We start from the raw sequence: 16,450 nt of genomic DNA on the forward strand, positions 1-16,450 counted from the left end.
TCATCGGTGGGACATCGCGCGGGAATCCGGCCTTGATCCCGGACAGGGATTGGGCTCAGGATTGCGGCGTTCCCCTTTTGGTTTTTTTCGATCGCATCCATCAAGGGGATGATAACAAGAAATCATTCGTGCGCAAATGAATTCTTGCGGTCTGACGCGCCGAAGGGTTGTCCGTCAGCAGAGCTTGCGGATCAGTTTGAGCAGGGTCGACCGCTCCTCAAGACTCAACGGCGCCAACGTCTCCTCGGTTACCGTCTGGGCGGAGGCGAGATTGCGCTCGACGGCCTCATTGCCAGCCTCGGTCAGAGACAGGATCAGCCGTCGGCCATCCTCTGGGTCCGGAGACGTCGAAACATAGCCACGCGCCACCAGCCGATCAATGACGCCCTTCGTCGTCGCCGCATCCATGGCGATTTCACGGCCGAGCTGGTTTTGAGACGATGGCTGGATTTCGCGGAGCTTCACCAGCGCGGACCATTGCATCGTCGTCAGTTTATCGCCCATCCGCGCCGAGAAGATCGCCACATGCCGCTGATTGGCCTGCCGGAGCAGAAAGCCGACCTGTTGATCGACGCGATAGCCCCCAGCCACTGCCGCAACTGGCCTATCTTGCTCTGCGCTTTCCATCGACATCAACGCATCCCCTTCCGGGCGAGACAGTCCCGCTCCGCTTTCCGGTTTAACCACAGCGGGTTTATTGTCAATCGCACGGCAAACATGAGACAACCCTAAGGATTGCGAAGCGGACGCGAAACAGTGCTTGACAGCCTCGGCAAAGCAGACCTAGTTTGTTTGTATACAAATAATTTGAGCGCGCCGGCCGAATTGGCGCCCGGGGGAATTTTCGATGGTTAAACAGCAAGTCGAAAGCGCCGTGAATGGAAAGATCCGCTGCGACGCCTGTCCGGTCATGTGTTATATCGCCGATGGCCGTTCCGGCGCCTGCGACCGCTACGCCAATGTCGCAGGCGAATTGATCCGTGTCGACCCCTTGACCATCATTGAAAACACCATCGACGATGGCGGCAAGGTGGTGGCTTTCCTTCCCGACGAGCCCGCTGAAGACTGGAACGGCGATCTTGTACACGCCTCCACGCCTTTTGTCACCGCCGTCGGCGCAGGCACGACTTATCCCGACTACAAACCGGCGCCTTTCATCGTCTCGCAGTCTCATGACGGCGTCGACATGGTGACCGTGGTCACTGAGGGCATCTTCTCCTATTGCGGCGCCAAGATAAAGATCGACACAGACCGCTTCATTGGCCCGGAAACCGCCAAAGTGCTGGTGGATGGCGAGCCGGTGGGCCATGTGACGACAGGCGAGTATGGTTCGCAGATGCTGTCGATCGGCGGCGTGCACCATCTGACCGGCGGCTCCAAGAAAGAGGGCCGCATCACCTGCGACACAATCATGCGCCTGTGCAATCGCGAGAGCGTCGATCTCTTGATCGAAGGCGGCGCGACGCTGACGCTCACGGCAGGCTGTCCCCCCATCATCAACGGCGTCGAAGAAAGCCGCATGCGCGTGGGTTGCGGCTCCGCCACGATCGGGATGTTCGCCAAGCAATGGAAGGACATGGTCGACGAGGTCGTCGTGGTCGACGACCATATCACCGGCGTGCTCTCCGAACATCAGGCCGGCAAACTGCTGGACGTCGCGCCCACCGGCATCAAGATCAAGGGCCGCCGCTCGACCCCAGGCCGCTATTTCCAGGTCGCAGAACCCGGCACAGGCTGGGGCGGCACGAATATTTCCGATCCCCTCGCCATTCTCGGCGATTTCGACCCGAAAGTCGCATATCCCGGCCTTCGCTTGCTGATGGTCTCCACCACCGGCGAGCAATACGGCTATTACATTCTCGACGACGAGCTTCGCCCCGTTTTGCAGGATATCCTGCCCGCCGCGGTTCAGGAAACGGTCGAGATCGTCGCTGAAAACTGCGAACCGGCCATGACCTCGGTGCTGTTTATCGGCGGCGCCGGCGGCAGCTTGCGCGCGGGCGTCACAACCAATCCGGTGAGGCTGACGCGTTCGGTCAAGGATGCGCTGACCTATGTCTCCGTGGGCGGCGCGCCTGCTTATGTCTGGCCAGGCGGCGGCATCACCGTAATGGCCGACGTCACCAGGATGCCGACCAACAGTTTCGGCTATGTGCCGACGCCGGCAATCGTCGCGCCGATCGAATTCACCATGCGGCTCGAGGACTACCGGGCGCTGGGCGGCCATATGGAAGCAGTCATTCCGGTGGAGCACGCCGTCGAGCAGGCCGAACGGCGGATCGCCTCGACCGAGGACAGCGTCTGGCCGATGGACGGCAAGAATTTTCGCTGGGGCGCCTGAGACCATGCCGGGACCGGTCGCCGCCTATCTCGATGGACACCAGAACGGCCGTCTGCATCTGCAGCACGGTCCGATCGATTTGGTGATCGGCGTCGACGGCGCTCATTCGCTGGAACTTGAAGCCTATCAGCGGGCTCATGCCTTCGCGCTTGCGCATCGTCGCTTCAAGACGGTTCTCGACGAACTCGTGGCGGAACTTCCCCTTCTCAGGAGCCAGGCGCTGCCAGATGGCGTTGAGCCTCAGGGCGCTGTCGCCAGGCGCATGTGGCGCGCCGTGCGGCCCTTCGCCGAAGACTTTTTCATCACACCGATGGCCGCAGTGGCCGGCGCGGTGGCCGACGAAATCCTGGCAGCGATGATCTCAGGCTTTCCCATCGAGAACCGCCCCAACCGCATCTATGTCAACAATGGCGGCGACATCGCGCTGCATCTGGAACAGGACGCGTCGTTCCGGGTGAAGATCGCCCGCGAGGATGGCGCCGATCTCGGCGATTTCACCGTGACCGCCGAAGATCGCTGCCGGGGCGTCGCCACGTCGGGACGCGGTGGACGGTCTCTGTCCATGGGCATCGCCGATTCCGTGACCACGCTTTCAGAGAGTGCTGCGAACGCAGACGCGGCGGCCACGATCATCGCCAACGCCGTCGATCTTCCTGGTCACCCCGCCGTCTGCAGGGCGCCCGCAGACAATGTCGTCGACGACAGCGATCTCGGCGCGCGTCTGGTGACGACAGGCGTCGGCGCGCTTACAGATCAGGACATTGCCTTCGCGCTCGACAAAGGCGAGGCCATGGCGGAAAACCTTCGCCTACGGACTCTCGTCGAGCGGTCGGCTTTGTTTCTCGGTCGTCATGGCCGGCTCGTTGCGCCGCCCCACCCTTCTGCCCCGCACATCCCCATTCCGGAGGAAAAACGCTATGCCTGAACCCAAAGTCCGCAAGATCGCCACCATCGTCGAAGAGGTCTTCCACGAGGGCGGCCCGGTGTCGGAGACGCCGCTCAAGCGCGGCGCAGTCATGGCCGTGATCGAAAATCCCTTCGCCGGCCGTTATGAGCCGGAGATTGCAGGCTTCATGAAGGATCTCGAGCCGCTCGGCCTGGAGATGGCGCGCAAGCTGATCGAGTGTCTCGGCGGCGACGTCAACGATATCCAGGCCTATGGCAAGGGCGCGATCGTCGGCCAGGGCGGCGAACTCGAACATGGCGCGCTCTGGCATGTGCCGGGCGGCTACGCCATGCGCGAAGCGCTCGGCGACGCAAAGGCCATCGTCCCATCGACCAAGAAAGTCGGCGGCCCCGGAACCCGGCTCGACGTGCCCGTCACCCATATCAACGCGTCCTATGTGCGCAGCCATTTCGACGCCATGGAAGTCGGCGTGTCGGATGCGCCGCGCGCCAATGAGATCGTGATGTGCCTGGTCATGACCACCGGCGCTCGCATTCACGCCCGCGTCGGCGGCCTCAAGGCCGAGGACATCAAGGGCGAGGACGGATTGCGGTGAAGGCGCAAATCCGGAAAATCGCTGTATTCGTCGAGGAACTGCGCGAAGAGATGGGCCGCGAGATCAGCCCTGCCACCCGCAAGGTCGCGGCGGTGGCGGTGATCCGCAACCCCTTCGCGGGCCACTATGTCGAGGATCTCACCGATCTGATCGACATCGGCGCGGAACTGGGCGATCTCCTCGGCCGGCGCTGCGTCGAAGCGTTGGGCATCGAACCCAGCGCCGTCGAAAGCTATGGCAAGGCGGCGATGGTGGGCGAGGACGGCGAACTGGAACACGCCGCCGCCATCCTCCATCCCGCTCTGGGCAAGCCGCTTCGCGCCGCCGTCGAAAAGGGCGCCGCACTTGTGCCTTCGTCCAAGAAGCGCGGCGGCCCGGGTCAGACGCTCGACATTCCCTTGGGACACAAGGATGCGGCCTATGTCCGCTCGCATTTCGACGGCATGGATATCAGGCTCGCGGATAGTCCGAGAGCCGGAGAGATCATGGTCGCGGTGGCCTTGACGGACAGCGGCCGCCCTCTGCCCCGTATCGGCGGACTGACAGTCGACGAAATCGAAGGCAAGGACGGCCTGCGCTGACCGCCCTTGCTTGACAGCCGGGAAAACGGCTGACAATATCATTTGTATACAAACAATAAAAACCAAGGAACAGCCGTGACTCAGCCCCCCGCTTCGGCGACCGACGCCAGGACTCCATCATCAAGCCAATCTATTGTCGCCGGCGTCGATGTCGGCGGCACCTTCACCGATCTCGTGCTGTTCGACGCCGCTACCGGCACGGTGCGGCTGGCGAAAACCCCGACGACGCTCGACAATCAGGCCTTCGGGGTCATCAACGCGCTGGACGCGGCCGAAGCCGATCTGGCAGCGCTGGATCTCATCGTTCACGGCACCACCACCACCACCAACGCCGTGCTCGAGCGCCAGCTCTGCAAGACCGGGATGATCACCACCCTGGGCTTCCGCGACGTGCTGGAGCTCGGCCGACGCACTCGCCCGCAGGCCTATGGCATGAAGGGCGACTTCCGGCCGATCATTCCCCGCGATCTGCGCATGGAGATCCCCGAGCGCATGGATGCGCGCGGCACGGTGGTGACGCCGCTCGACGAGGATGCGCTTCGTTCGGCGCTGAAGGACCTCGCCGGTAAAGGCTGCGAGGCGCTCGTCATTCACTTCCTGCATGCCTACGCCAATCCGGCCCACGAACTCCGGGCCGGCGAAATCGCCCGCGAGGTCTGGCCGAACGGCAATATCACGCTTGGGCACGCGCTCCTGTCGGAAAGCCGCGAATATGAGCGCGGCGTCACCGCCGCCGTCAACGCCTCGGTGCAGCCGCTGTTGCGCCGCTATGTCGAGCGTCTCGCCGATACTCTTGCCGCGCGCGGCTATCGCCATGACGTGCTGGTGATGAACGGCAATGGCGGCATGGTCTCCGCCCGCCGGGTCGCCAATGAGGCGGCCAAGACGGTGATGTCCGGCCCGGCCTCGGGCGTGATGGCCGCCGCCTATACCGGCCGCCGCGCCGGCATGCCCAATCTGATCACCTATGACATGGGCGGCACCTCCACCGATGTCGCGCTGATCCGCGACGCCGAACCCACCGTCTCCAACGAGATCGAGGTGGAATACGCCATGCCGATCCATGTGCCGATGGTGGATGTGCGCACCGTCGGCGCCGGCGGCGGCTCGATCGCCCGCGTCACCGAGGCGGGCCTGCTGCAGATCGGCCCGGAAAGCGCCGGCGCCACCCCCGGCCCGATCTGTTATGGCAAGGGCGGAACCAGGCCGACCATTTCCGACGCCAATCTTCTGCTCGGCCGCCTCAATCCCTCGCGCCTCAACAAAGTGCCGGGGGGCGTCACGCTCGCCGATGTGGAAGCCGCATTCGCCCGCGAGATCGGCGACCGGCTCGGCCTCGACGCGATCCAGGCGGCAGACGCCGTGATCCGCATCGCCAATGCCCGCATGTCCGACGCCGTGCGCATGGTCTCGGTCAGCCTCGGCGAGGATCCGCGCGATTTCGCCCTGTTCGCCTTTGGCGGCGCGGGGCCCCTGCACGCCTCGGCCATCGCCAGGGAACTCGGCATTCCTAAAGTGCTCGCTCCCTCCCGCCCCGGCATCACCAATGCGCTGGGCTGCGTGGTGGCCGATCTCCGGCATGATTTCGTGCAGACCGTCAATCGTCCCCTGGCCGTCGCCGATATCGACACGGTGCACCAGATCTTCGCCCGTCAGAGCGAGGAAGGCCGCAGCCTGATCGCCAAGGAAGCCGTACAAATCCGCGAGATCCGCGAGATGCGTTCGGTCGACATGCAGTTCATCGGCCAGACGCATGTGCTGCGCGTGCCGTTGCCCAACCCCACGCCGAGCCGCGAAGAGTTGCAGCAGCGCTTTGAAGAAGCCTATTTCGCTCGCTTCCATGTGGCGCTGCCGGAAATCCGCGCCAATCTCGTCAATGTCAACACATCGGTGATCGGACGCCGCGAGGAGATCGATCTTTCGGCGCTGATCGACGCCAACGGTCGCAAGGCGAGCCTCGCCGAAGCCGAGACCGGCAGACGTCCGGTGTTTTTCGGCGGCTTCGTGGAGACGCCGGTCTACTGGCGCGACCATCTGCCCGCCGACGCCGTCGTCGAAGGTCCTGCGATCATCGAACAGATGGACACGACCATCGTCATCGAGCCCGGCGACGTCGCCCGGCAGGATGCCGACGGCAACATCATCATCACCATCGGAGGCTGAGCCATGACCCAAGGCATTGATCCCATCACGCTCTCCGTCATTCAATCCGGCCTGCAGCAGGTCTGCGACGAGATGGATCTGTCCTTCTCCCGCGCCGCCTTCTCGCCCGTCATCGCCGAAGCAAACGACCGTTCCGATGGCATCTATTCCGCCGTTGATGGCGCGCTGATTGCGCAGGGATCGAGCGGCCTGCCGGTGTTCGTCGGCACGATGCAATATTCCACCCGCGTGCTGATCGAGATGATCGCCGCCGGCAAGGCGGCCGCTCCGAAGCCGGGCGACATCTATATCGTCAACGACCCCTATCTCGGCGGCACGCATCTGATGGATGTGCGCTTCGCCATGCCTGTCTATCGCAATGGCGAGATCTTCTGTTGGCTGTCCAACACCGGCCATTGGCCGGATACCGGCGGCGCGGTGCCGGGCGGCTTTTCGGCCTCGGCGACATCCGTCGAGCAGGAAGGCCTGCGTCTGCCGCCCGTGCGCCTGTTCAAGCAAGGCGAACTCGACACGGAAATCTACGCGATCATCTGCTCCAACATCCGCGTGGCGGACCAGCGCATCGGCGAAGTCAAGGCGCAGGCCGCAGCCCTTCTCGTCGGCGAAAAGCGCCTTGTGCGGCTGCTGGATCGCTATGGCGACGCGACAGTAACCGAGGCGATCGCCGAATTGCGCCGTCGCGCGGCCGATCAGATGCGCGCCAATATCCGCCTGATACCAGATGGCGTTTATCGCTCGACCGCCTATGTCGACAGCGACGGCGTAGTCAATGAGCCGCTCGAAATCCGCCTGACGGTGACGGCCCGTCAGGGCGAGCTGACCTTCGATTTCACCGGATCTTCCAAGCCCTGCATCGGCCCGATGAATTCGGTGCTGGCGACGACGCTGTCCTCCGTCTATCTCGCCATGCGCCACATTTTCCCGGATGTGCCGATCTCGGCCGGCGCGTTTGAGCCGCTGACGGTGATCCGCCCGGAAGGCACGTTCCTCGATGCGCATTATCCCCGACCGGTGTCGGGCTGCGCCGCCGAAGTCAGCCAGCGCATCGCCGAGGCGGTGTTTGCGGCGCTGGTCGAGGCGCTGCCGGACCGGGTGACGGCCTCGCCCGCCGGAAGCTCCGGCAATTTCGCGCTCGGCGGCCATGATCCCGAACGCGGCCAAGGCTATGTCATGTATCAGATTTCCGGCGGCGGCTATGGCGGCAACGCCGATCACGACGGGCTCGCCAATGGCTGCTCGACCATCGGCATTTCCAAGGCGCCGCCGGTGGAAATCATGGAGCAGCAATATCCGGTGCTCTATCATCGCTATGCGCTTCGCGAAGGCTCGGGCGGCGCAGGCCGCCATCGCGGCGGTTTCGGTCTCGACTATGAGATCGAACTGAGGCGCGGACAGGCCACGGCGAGCTTCGTGATGGATCACGGCCGCTTCGGACCTCCGGGCGCTCTCGGCGGCAAGGATGGCGCGCCCAACCAGGTGACGCTTTATCGCGACGGCGTCGCCATGACGCCCGAGCATCTGTCGAAGGCGCAGGATATTCCGCTGAAAGCCGGCGACCGGGTGCGGGTGCAAACCCCCGGCGGCGGCGGCTACGGCAATCCGTTCGAAAGAGACCCGGAAGCCGTGGCGCGCGATGTGAGGCTCGGACGCTACACGTTCGACCAAGCCCTGGCTTTGTTCGGCGTGGCGCTCGATGCGGCCGGCGATGTCGAAATCGTGGCGACGAAAGCATCGCGATCTGCAAAGGCGGCCTGAGGGCCGCCTGACGCCCTCCTCAGTCAACGTGCATGCATTTAATTCGTACACAAACAATCTCTCCACAGGAGCCCGTCATGGACGCCCTCGTCTCCGCACCCGCTTTCCCCATTCCCGACAATGTCTTCGCCGAACGCGTGGTGAGTGTGAAGCATTACACCGACCGGCTGTTTTCCTTCCGGATCACCCGTCCCGCCGCTTTTCGCTTCCGCTCCGGCGAATTCGTGATGATCGGCCTGCCCAACGCCGAAAAGCCTGTCTATCGCGCTTATTCCGTGGCGAGCCCGTCCTGGGACGAGGAAGTGGAGTTCTTCTCCATCAAGGTGGAGAACGGCCCGCTGACCGAACATCTCCAGAAGATCGTTCCCGGCGACACCGTGCTGATGCGCAAGAAGCCGACAGGCACGCTGGTGCTGGACGCGCTGCTGCCCGGCAAGCGACTCTACCTCTTTTCGACCGGCACCGGCGTCGCGCCATTTGCAAGCCTCGTCCGCGATCCTGAAACCTACGAGAAGTTCGAAGAGGTCATTCTGGTGCAGACCTGCCGCGAGGTCGCCGAGCTCACTTACATCACCGAACTGGTGGAAGCTCTGGCGGAGGACCCGCTGGTCGGCGAATGCTCGGCCGGCAAGCTGCGCCTCTATACCACGACGACCCGCGAAGCGTCCCCGCGCATGGGCCGCGTCACCGATCTCATGCGCAGCGGCAAGTTATTTGACGATCTCGGCCTGCCGACGATTTCGCCTGAAACGGACCGGGCGATGATCTGCGGCTCGATGGCTATGCTCAACGAGACCAAGTCTGTTCTGGAGAGCTTCGGCCTCGAAGAAGGCGCCAACAACGCGCCGGCAACCTTCGTGGTGGAGCGCGCCTTCGTGGGGTGACGCTGGGGCCTCTTTACAAACGTCAGTCGATAAATCCGAGTGCGCCCCTGAGCACGATCCGCATTGGGGGCCAGTCGGGATTTTCGACTCTCTGCACGAGGCCATCCACCAGTTTGCGCCCGACCTCGACCATATCGACAGAGTGGGTGATGAGCGGGGCAGAGAGATAGCGGCAGAGATGCGTGCTGTCGCGAACAGCGATGTGGAAATCGCGGCCGGGGGCCAATTGGCGACGCCGAAGCGTCGACAGAGCTCCCAGCAGGCCCAACTCATTGGCGCATACAAGCGCATCGGGCGCGTTCGGCAGATCGAGCAGACGGTCAAGCCATGCCTCTGCGGCCTCCATCGTCAATTCTTCACGCCCAATAAGATTGGAGTCCATGTCGCGTCCGGCATCGGCATGCGCCCTGGCGTAGCCAGTTGCCCGGGCCACGCTATATTGGTCCTCCGGCTTCAGAGATTGGAGCGCGATGCGTCGCGCGCCGCGTTCGAATAGCAGCCGCGTCGCCTCGTAAGCGATGCCTTCATTGTCGATGTCCACATAGGCATGATTGTGTCCGCCATCGCAACGCCCGAAGGCGATGAAGGGCGTCTTTCGGGCTTCAAGATAGGGTATCCTCGGGTCGTCGCGCACCATTCGGGTAATCACCACCCCATCGGCGCTGCCGGCCTGCACGAGTTTGGCGAGATTGTCTTCCGGATCTTCCTCCGGCGTGGTCGAATAGACCGTCAACCCATACCCATGTTCCTGCGCTCCCAGCGTCAGGCCTTCGATCAACGGCAGCTTGGCGATGTCGGAGAGATAATCCCTGGTCTCCATCGGCAGAATGGCGGTCAGGGTCCGCGTCTGACCGGTCCTGAGCGCACGACCATGCGGATTGGGCACATAACCTGCCGCTTTCGCGGCAACCTTCACACGCTCGATGGTTTCGGGCCGAACCTCAGGCCCATCCTTGAGCGCCCGCGAGACCGTCGTGACGGAAAGTCCAAGCTCGTCAGCGATTTGCCGTAGATTCGGCCGTCCGTTACCCGTCATCGCGCCCTGCAACTTTATTCTGATCTAGCGGTCGATCGGCAGATTGCCCTGTCGCGAGCCGGAATGGAAGAGGCTCGCCTTCGAAGATTTCGCTTGACGAAAACGTTACAAATCGCAATCGTAACGTTACGATTTTAGAAAAGACCGGCGATAGACCGAAAAATCGTGACATTCAGCTCGAAGAGGAGAACCAGCAATGCTCAATTTCTTACGCATGACCACGGCGGTGATCGCCCTTGCGGCGGCCGGTCCGCTTGCGGCTCAGACCCTCACCATCACCACCGCCGGCGGCGACTACGGCGAGGCGATGAAGAAGGCGATGTGGGAACCCGCCGCCAAGGAACTTGGCTATGACGTGCGCGAGGAGACGCAAAGCGACGGCTTCGCAGCACTGAAAATGCAGGTCACCTCCGGCGCGGTGACCACCGATGTCGTGCATCTCGGTTCGCCTGAAGGCGCGCAAGCCGCAGCCCAGGGCCTGCTCGAGCCGCTGGATTACTCGATCATCGATCCCAAATCACTGCCCGCCGGCGCGGAATCCAAATTCTGCTACCCCTTCAGTTCCTACGGCACTGTGATGGCCTGGAGCACGAAGGACTTCGGCACGAACCCGCCCAAGACCTGGGCCGATTTCTGGAACGTCAAGGAATTTCCCGGCTCCCGCGCCCTGCGCGCCAATGCCCAGGATCTGATCGAGATCGCTCTTCTCTCGGAAGGCGTGAAGCCCGCAGACGTCTATCCGACGCTCAGCGCTCCCGGCGGCATCGAGCGGGCGATCAAGCGGATCGAGGAGCTGAAGCCGAATGTCGCGGTTTGGTGGACCTCCGGCGCGCAATCAGCCCAGATCCTGAAGGATGGCGAGGCCCCGCTGGTGGTCACCTGGAATGGACGCGCCGAAAGCGTCAAGGCGGATGGCGGCGCGGCAGACTACCGCTTCCAGGGCTCGGTGATCGGAACGGACTGCCTTGCGGTGCCGAAGGGATCGGCCAACAAGGACGCCGCCATGAAGCTGATCGCGGCGATGACGGCTCCCGAGCGCGGCGCAAAACTCACCGATTTCATCAGCTATGGCCCAGTCAATCCGAAAGCTTATGAAGGCGGCCTAATCCCCGCCGACCGCCTGCCGCTTCTGGCGACATCCCCGGGCAACACCGAAGGCTCAGTCTTCTCGAATGCCGACTGGTGGGTCAAGAACGGCGAGGCCGCACAGCGCGCCTTCGATGAAATGATGAACCGCTGATACGACATGAAGGCCGCCACGAAACGGATGACACCATGACATCGCTTCCCATCAGCATCGCATCGGTCCGAAAAGCCTACGGATCCTATGTCGCGCTCGACAATGTCTCGCTCGATATCGCCGCAGGCGAATTTCTGACCCTGCTCGGCCCCTCGGGGTCCGGCAAGACGACGCTTCTGATGGCGCTCGCGGGTTTCGTCCGTCTCGATGGCGGCTCTCTCACCATTGGCGAACAGGACGTCACCCGTCTTGCGCCGAACAAGCGGGAAATCGGCATCGTCTTCCAGAACTATGCCCTCTTTCCGCATATGAGCGTGCTTGGAAATGTCGAATATCCGCTGATGCTGCGCAAGACGCCTCGCGCGGAAGCGCGTGAACGGGCGCTTGCGGCCCTCGCCAGAGTGAAACTCGATGGCTTCGGAGATCGCAACATCGCGGCGCTCTCCGGCGGTCAGCGGCAGCGCGTCGCGCTCGCCCGTGCGATCGTGTTCGAACCACGGGTGATGCTGATGGACGAACCGCTCTCCGCGCTCGACAAGAATCTTCGGGAGCACATGCAATTCGAAATCCGCCGACTGCATGACGATCTCGGCGTCACCACCATTTACGTCACCCATGATCAACGCGAGGCGCTGACCATGTCCGATCGCATCGCGGTGATGGAGGCGGGCCGCATCAGACAGATGGACGCGCCACAAGAAATCTATCGTCGGCCGGCCAATCGCTTCGTGGCCGAGTTCATGGGCGAGGCTAACCTGATCGTTTCGGAACTGCTCCTGACCGCGACAGGCGGAACACTTGCTGGACGCGGCCTCGCCATGATCAGGGCTGAGGGCTTCGATCTTTCACCAGAAGGGATCGTAGGCGAAAACGTCATGATCAAGGGAAAGATCGCAACGAAGGCGTTTCGCGGCGAAAACTGGTTGCTCAATCTGATCGCGGACGACGGTTCCGCAATCATGCTGAGCATTCCAGCGAGCCGCGCCGCCGGTTGCGTCGGTCTTGCCGCAGGCGACATCGTCACAGCCTATACTCCAGCGGCTGATATTCATTTTCTTCCCAAAGAGGCGGGCGCGTGATGGCGGACGGCCTCCTGCGCGACGAAAGACGCGAGCAGCGACTGTTTCTGGCGCTGTCGGCGCCGGCCATTGTTATCGTCGGGCTCTGCGCCATCCTGCCGATCCTTTGGATCGTCAAGCAGGCTTTTACGGACGCCGGAGGCCAAGCCAGCCTTTCGGCGGCGCAATCCGTCGTCTCGAGCGGACTGACCTGGTCGGCCATCGGCGTGACCCTGGCTCTTTCCGGCGCCACTTTGACCCTCTGCATCCTTCTCGGCACGCCCCTGGCTTTGACCTTGGCAAGCGCTCGCCGAACCACGGCGAACCGCCTGCTGATCCTGATCATGTTGCCGCTCTGGACATCCATTCTAGTGCGCACCTATGGCTGGCTGGTGCTGTTGCGGAAGGACGGGCTCGTCAACTCGACGCTCAAAGCTCTCGGCCTGATCGATACGCCCTTGCCGCTGGTCTACAACTTCACCGGCACACTCATCGGCATGACCCACTACATGCTGCCGCTCTTCGTCTTACCCGTCTATGCCGCCATGCGCGACATAGATCCCAATCTGATCCGCGCTTCCGCGAGCATGGGGGCGAGTTTCTGGCGCTGCGTCCGCACCGTCGTCCTGCCGCTCTCAGCCGGGGGAATTATGTCGGGCTCGACGATCGTGTTCATCTACACGCTCGGCTTCTTCATCACACCCGCCGTTCTCGGCGGCGGTCGCGTCAACCCCATCTCGATCCGGATCGAGAAGACCTTGTCGACCTTCCAAGATTGGAGTTCGGCGAGCGCTCTGGGTGTGTTGCTCCTTGTGCTGGTCATGCTGGCGGGCGGCATGGTGTTCGCCCTGAAACGATTGGCAAAAGGAGGGTTCCGACATGCTTGACGCCTATCAGGACAGCCGGTTTGCAAGGAGCTTGCTCTGGGCGATTTCTGGGCTCGTTCTGTTCTTCCTGATTTTGCCGACGCTGATCGTAGCGCCGCTATCCTTTTCAGCCTCAGACCTCCTCGAATTTCCGCCTCGAGCCTGGTCGCTGCGCTGGTATGAAGCATTTTTTGGTTCGCCGCCCTGGATGGCGGCGTTGCGAACCAGCCTGCTGCTCGGTTTCTTGACAGCGGCGCTGGCGACCCCTGCGGCCTTCCTGGCCTGTCTGGCGATGAATCGCATCGGCGGTCGCGCTGCAAACGCCATTTACGGCATCCTGCTCGCCCCGTCTGTGACGCCCGGCATCCTGCTGGCGATCGGCCTGTTTTTCGTGCTTGCGCCACTACGCCTCGTCGGAACGCTCTCGGGCGTGCTCATCGGCCATGTCGCGCTTGCCATCCCGATCGCGGTCATCGTTCTCGCTCCTGCTGTCCATCGCTTCGACTGGAACCAGATCCAGGCTGCGCGCAGTCTCGGCGCCAGCTGGGCGCGGGCCATCATCGGCGTGATGCTGCCACAGCTCCGGCTAAGCCTAGCAACTGCGGCGCTTATGGCCTTTCTGGCCTCGCTCGACGAGGCCGTTATTTCGATCTTCCTCGCCAACGGGCCAAACGCCACCTTGCCGAAGCTGATGTTCATTTCGCTGCGCGATCAGATCGACCCCACAATCGCCGCGATTTCGACCTTGTGGACCGTTTTTGTCACCGGCGCCGTCCTGCTCTTCAACTTGCGAAGCGCCGACCAGTCTCCTTGAAAGTTCATGACATGACCAACATTCAGACATTTTCCGCCATCCCGTCGACAGGATTGGCGATCATCACCGGGTCGGCCAATTGGGGCCTCGCATTTCCGGAAGACGTCGGCGCGCCGGGCGTCGCACTGCTCGCCCGCGACCTCGCTTTCGAGACCCCATACGGCGTGTCAGAAAACTGGAAGCTGATCGAGTTCGACGCGTCGATCACCGCAAGCGGCTCCAGTAAGACAGCGCTTTGCATGTATTCGCACGGCAATCCCCGCGACCATATCGACCATGAATGTCATCGCCGCTCCTTCTGGGTGCTGATGCAGGCAGGCGTGAGACGGGTGCTGGCCTGCTCAACGATCGGCGCGGTGAACAAGGCGATCCAGCCCGGCGACCTGGTCATCAATGCCGATATCATCGAACTCGGCCAAACCCCCTATTCGTTGCTGCCCGGTCGCCAGCGTTTCGATTGCTCCGGCAAACAACTTGTCTGCCAGCATTGCGCGGGCGTTCTTGAGGAGACGGCGCGCGACATCTGGCCCAGTTCCTGCCGCGTCCACGGCGTGTCCCAGGGGCTGGTCGCCGCCCATGCCTATGGCCCGCGCCTGACGAGCCCGGCCGAGGCGCTCGCCTATCGGTCGATGGGCGCCGACATCATCAATCACTCGATCGCGCCGGAAGCCACTCTGTCGCGGGAAATCGGCGCCTGCTTCACGCCGCTGGCTTTCGTCACGGCCGGCTTCAACGACTATATGGACCGCAGCCGCGGGCAACTCCTGCAGGAAGGGGTGTTGCCGAGCCTGTCGATGACCGCGTCTCGGCTGGCGTTGGAAACCGCGGCCCGCTTCGCTGACGACGAGGCGTGTGTCTGCCACGACCTCAAATCGCCGCAGCCGGAAGAGCGCTACACCCGCTATTGATTTTCCGGGGCTTCAGGGAGCCGGCACATAGTCTCGCCCCGGATCTATGCTGGCGGGGCGACCTTCGAGGAACAATTCGCCGATGCGCGGCTGAGAGCGGGAAATGACCTTGCCGCTCTTGACGACATAAAGCCGCGTCGGCTTCAGCCGGAGCGCCTCGATCACATCGGCTGCCTGGAGCACCACGAGATCGCCGTTGCAGCCGACCTCCAGGCCATAGCCTTCCAGTCCCATGGTCTTGGCGGAATTGACGGTCAGCGCCTCGAAGATCTTCTTCTTGTCCTCGATCCCGCCCATCTGCGCCACATGGATCGCCATATGCCCGACTTCGAGCATGTCGGCCGAGCCCATCGAATACCAGGGGTCCATGGTGCAATCCTGGCCGAAGGACACGTTGAGGCCAGCCGCCATCAGCTCGCGCACCCGCGTCATGCCACGACGTTTCGGATAGGTGTCGTGTCGGCCCTGCAGCATGATGTTGATCAGCGGATTGGGGATGACGTTGATCTCGGCCTCCGCCATCAGCGGAATGAGTTTCGAGACATAGTAATTGTCCATGGAATGCATGGAGGTGAGATGCGAGCCGGCGACTCGGCCTTGCAGGCCATAGCGGATCGTTTCAGCCGCCAGCGTCTCGATATGTCGGGACATGGGATCGTCGGTCTCGTCGCAGTGGATATCGACCGGCAGGCCGCGTTCGGCGGCGATGCGGCAGAGCGCTTCCAGCGAGCGTCGCCCGTCATCCATGGTGCGTTCGAAATGCGGGATGCCGCCGACGATATCGATGCCCATGTCCAGCGCGCGTTCCAGCGACTTCTCGCCCTCGGGCGCGCGGTAATAGCCGTCCTGCGGAAAAGCGACGAGCTGAAGCGTGATATAGGGCTCGACGCGCTCGCGCACCTCGATCAACGCCTCGGCCGTGACCAGCCGGGGATCCGACGTGTCGACATGGCTGCGGATATAAAGAAGCCCCTGGCTGACGGCGAGATCGCAATAGCGCAGGGCGCGTTCTACCAGCGCGTCTTTGGTGAGCAGCGGCCGCAGCTCGCCCCAGAGTGCAATACCCTCCAGAAGCGTGCCGGATACATTCATCCGGGGCATGCCGAGCGACAGCGTCGCATCCATGTGGAAATGCGGATCGCAGAAGGGCGGGCTGACGAGGCGGCCCGACGCGTCGATCTCCTCGCCCGCGTCAGTGGCGATACTCTTCTCGATCGCGGCAATCTTGCCGTCCGATAGACCGATATCCCAGCCCTGGCGGCCATCGGGAAGATTGGCGTTGCGGATGATCAGATCGAACAT

At 62.9% G+C, this 16,450-nt stretch carries 15 protein-coding genes; 12 read left to right on the forward strand and 3 right to left on the reverse strand.

Annotated features, from left to right (window positions below):
• Positions 1 to 174 precede the first annotated feature (174 nt).
• Entirely contained in the window at positions 175 to 633 is a 459-nt protein-coding gene (locus tag E8Q41_RS10735; protein WP_246660158.1) for a MarR family transcriptional regulator, read from the reverse strand.
• Between the two features lie 214 nt (positions 634 to 847).
• Between E8Q41_RS10735 and E8Q41_RS10740 the strand changes: the two genes are divergently transcribed.
• The 7 genes from E8Q41_RS10740 (at position 848) to E8Q41_RS10770 (ending at position 9,226) form a co-directional block, all read left to right on the forward strand.
• Positions 848 to 2,341 carry a 6-hydroxynicotinate reductase gene (locus E8Q41_RS10740; protein WP_137155537.1) on the forward strand — a complete coding sequence of 498 codons (1,494 nt, stop codon included), beginning with the start codon at positions 848 to 850 and terminating at the stop codon, positions 2,339 to 2,341.
• A gap of 4 nt (positions 2,342 to 2,345) precedes the next feature.
• Positions 2,346 to 3,266 carry a UPF0280 family protein gene (locus E8Q41_RS10745; RefSeq protein ID WP_137155538.1) on the forward strand — a complete coding sequence of 307 codons (921 nt, stop codon included), beginning with the start codon at positions 2,346 to 2,348 and terminating at the stop codon, positions 3,264 to 3,266.
• The gene (locus E8Q41_RS10750) at positions 3,259 to 3,843 is read left to right on the forward strand and encodes an amino acid synthesis family protein (protein ID WP_137155539.1); all 585 of its coding nucleotides are present in this window, start codon (positions 3,259 to 3,261) and stop codon (positions 3,841 to 3,843) included. Before E8Q41_RS10745 ends, E8Q41_RS10750 begins: the two co-directional genes overlap by 8 nt.
• Positions 3,840 to 4,424 (forward strand): amino acid synthesis family protein, encoded by a 585-nt coding sequence (locus E8Q41_RS10755; RefSeq protein ID WP_137155540.1) that lies wholly within the window; start codon positions 3,840 to 3,842, stop codon positions 4,422 to 4,424. Before E8Q41_RS10750 ends, E8Q41_RS10755 begins: the two co-directional genes overlap by 4 nt.
• A 75-nt stretch (positions 4,425 to 4,499) precedes the next feature.
• On the forward strand, positions 4,500 to 6,587 hold the full coding sequence (locus E8Q41_RS10760; RefSeq protein WP_137155541.1) for a hydantoinase/oxoprolinase family protein: 2,088 nt from the start codon (positions 4,500 to 4,502) through the stop codon (positions 6,585 to 6,587).
• 3 nt (positions 6,588 to 6,590) lie between these two features.
• Positions 6,591 to 8,342: a hydantoinase B/oxoprolinase family protein gene (locus E8Q41_RS10765; protein WP_137155542.1), complete on the forward strand. Its 1,752-nt coding sequence runs from the start codon at positions 6,591 to 6,593 to the stop codon at positions 8,340 to 8,342.
• Between the two features lie 77 nt (positions 8,343 to 8,419).
• Positions 8,420 to 9,226, forward strand: a complete 807-nt coding sequence (locus E8Q41_RS10770; protein WP_137155543.1) for a ferredoxin--NADP reductase — start codon at positions 8,420 to 8,422, stop codon at positions 9,224 to 9,226.
• 22 nt (positions 9,227 to 9,248) lie between these two features.
• Here E8Q41_RS10770 and E8Q41_RS10775 read toward each other — a convergent pair whose 3' ends face one another.
• Complete coding sequence (locus E8Q41_RS10775) at positions 9,249 to 10,262, reverse strand: LacI family DNA-binding transcriptional regulator (RefSeq protein WP_137155544.1); 1,014 nt, start codon at positions 10,260 to 10,262, stop codon at positions 9,249 to 9,251.
• 196 nt (positions 10,263 to 10,458) lie between these two features.
• Between E8Q41_RS10775 and E8Q41_RS10780 the strand changes: the two genes are divergently transcribed.
• Genes E8Q41_RS10780 through E8Q41_RS10800 form a run of 5 tightly spaced genes read left to right on the forward strand, consistent with a single transcriptional unit; the run spans position 10,459 to position 15,148 of the window.
• Positions 10,459 to 11,502: an ABC transporter substrate-binding protein gene (locus tag E8Q41_RS10780; protein ID WP_137155545.1), complete on the forward strand. Its 1,044-nt coding sequence runs from the start codon at positions 10,459 to 10,461 to the stop codon at positions 11,500 to 11,502.
• Positions 11,503 to 11,537: 35 nt separating this feature from the next.
• A complete protein-coding gene (locus E8Q41_RS10785) occupies positions 11,538 to 12,581 on the forward strand; it encodes an ABC transporter ATP-binding protein (protein WP_137155546.1) in 1,044 nt (347 codons plus the stop codon).
• A complete protein-coding gene (locus E8Q41_RS10790) occupies positions 12,581 to 13,447 on the forward strand; it encodes an ABC transporter permease (RefSeq protein ID WP_137155547.1) in 867 nt (288 codons plus the stop codon). Before E8Q41_RS10785 ends, E8Q41_RS10790 begins: the two co-directional genes overlap by 1 nt.
• Complete coding sequence (locus tag E8Q41_RS10795; RefSeq protein ID WP_137155548.1) at positions 13,440 to 14,240, forward strand: ABC transporter permease; 801 nt, start codon at positions 13,440 to 13,442, stop codon at positions 14,238 to 14,240. Before E8Q41_RS10790 ends, E8Q41_RS10795 begins: the two co-directional genes overlap by 8 nt.
• Before the next feature lie 11 nt (positions 14,241 to 14,251).
• Positions 14,252 to 15,148, forward strand: a complete 897-nt coding sequence (locus E8Q41_RS10800; RefSeq protein WP_137155549.1) for a 5'-methylthioadenosine phosphorylase — start codon at positions 14,252 to 14,254, stop codon at positions 15,146 to 15,148.
• 12 nt (positions 15,149 to 15,160) lie between these two features.
• Here the strand turns inward: E8Q41_RS10800 and E8Q41_RS10805 are convergent, their stop codons facing one another.
• Positions 15,161 to 16,450 carry an amidohydrolase family protein gene (locus E8Q41_RS10805; protein WP_137155550.1) on the reverse strand — a complete coding sequence of 430 codons (1,290 nt, stop codon included), beginning with the start codon at positions 16,448 to 16,450 and terminating at the stop codon, positions 15,161 to 15,163.

Source organism: Rhizobium sp. FKL33, assembly GCF_005222915.1.
In the GTDB taxonomy this organism is placed as follows: Bacteria; Pseudomonadota; Alphaproteobacteria; order Rhizobiales; family Rhizobiaceae; genus Rhizobium_E.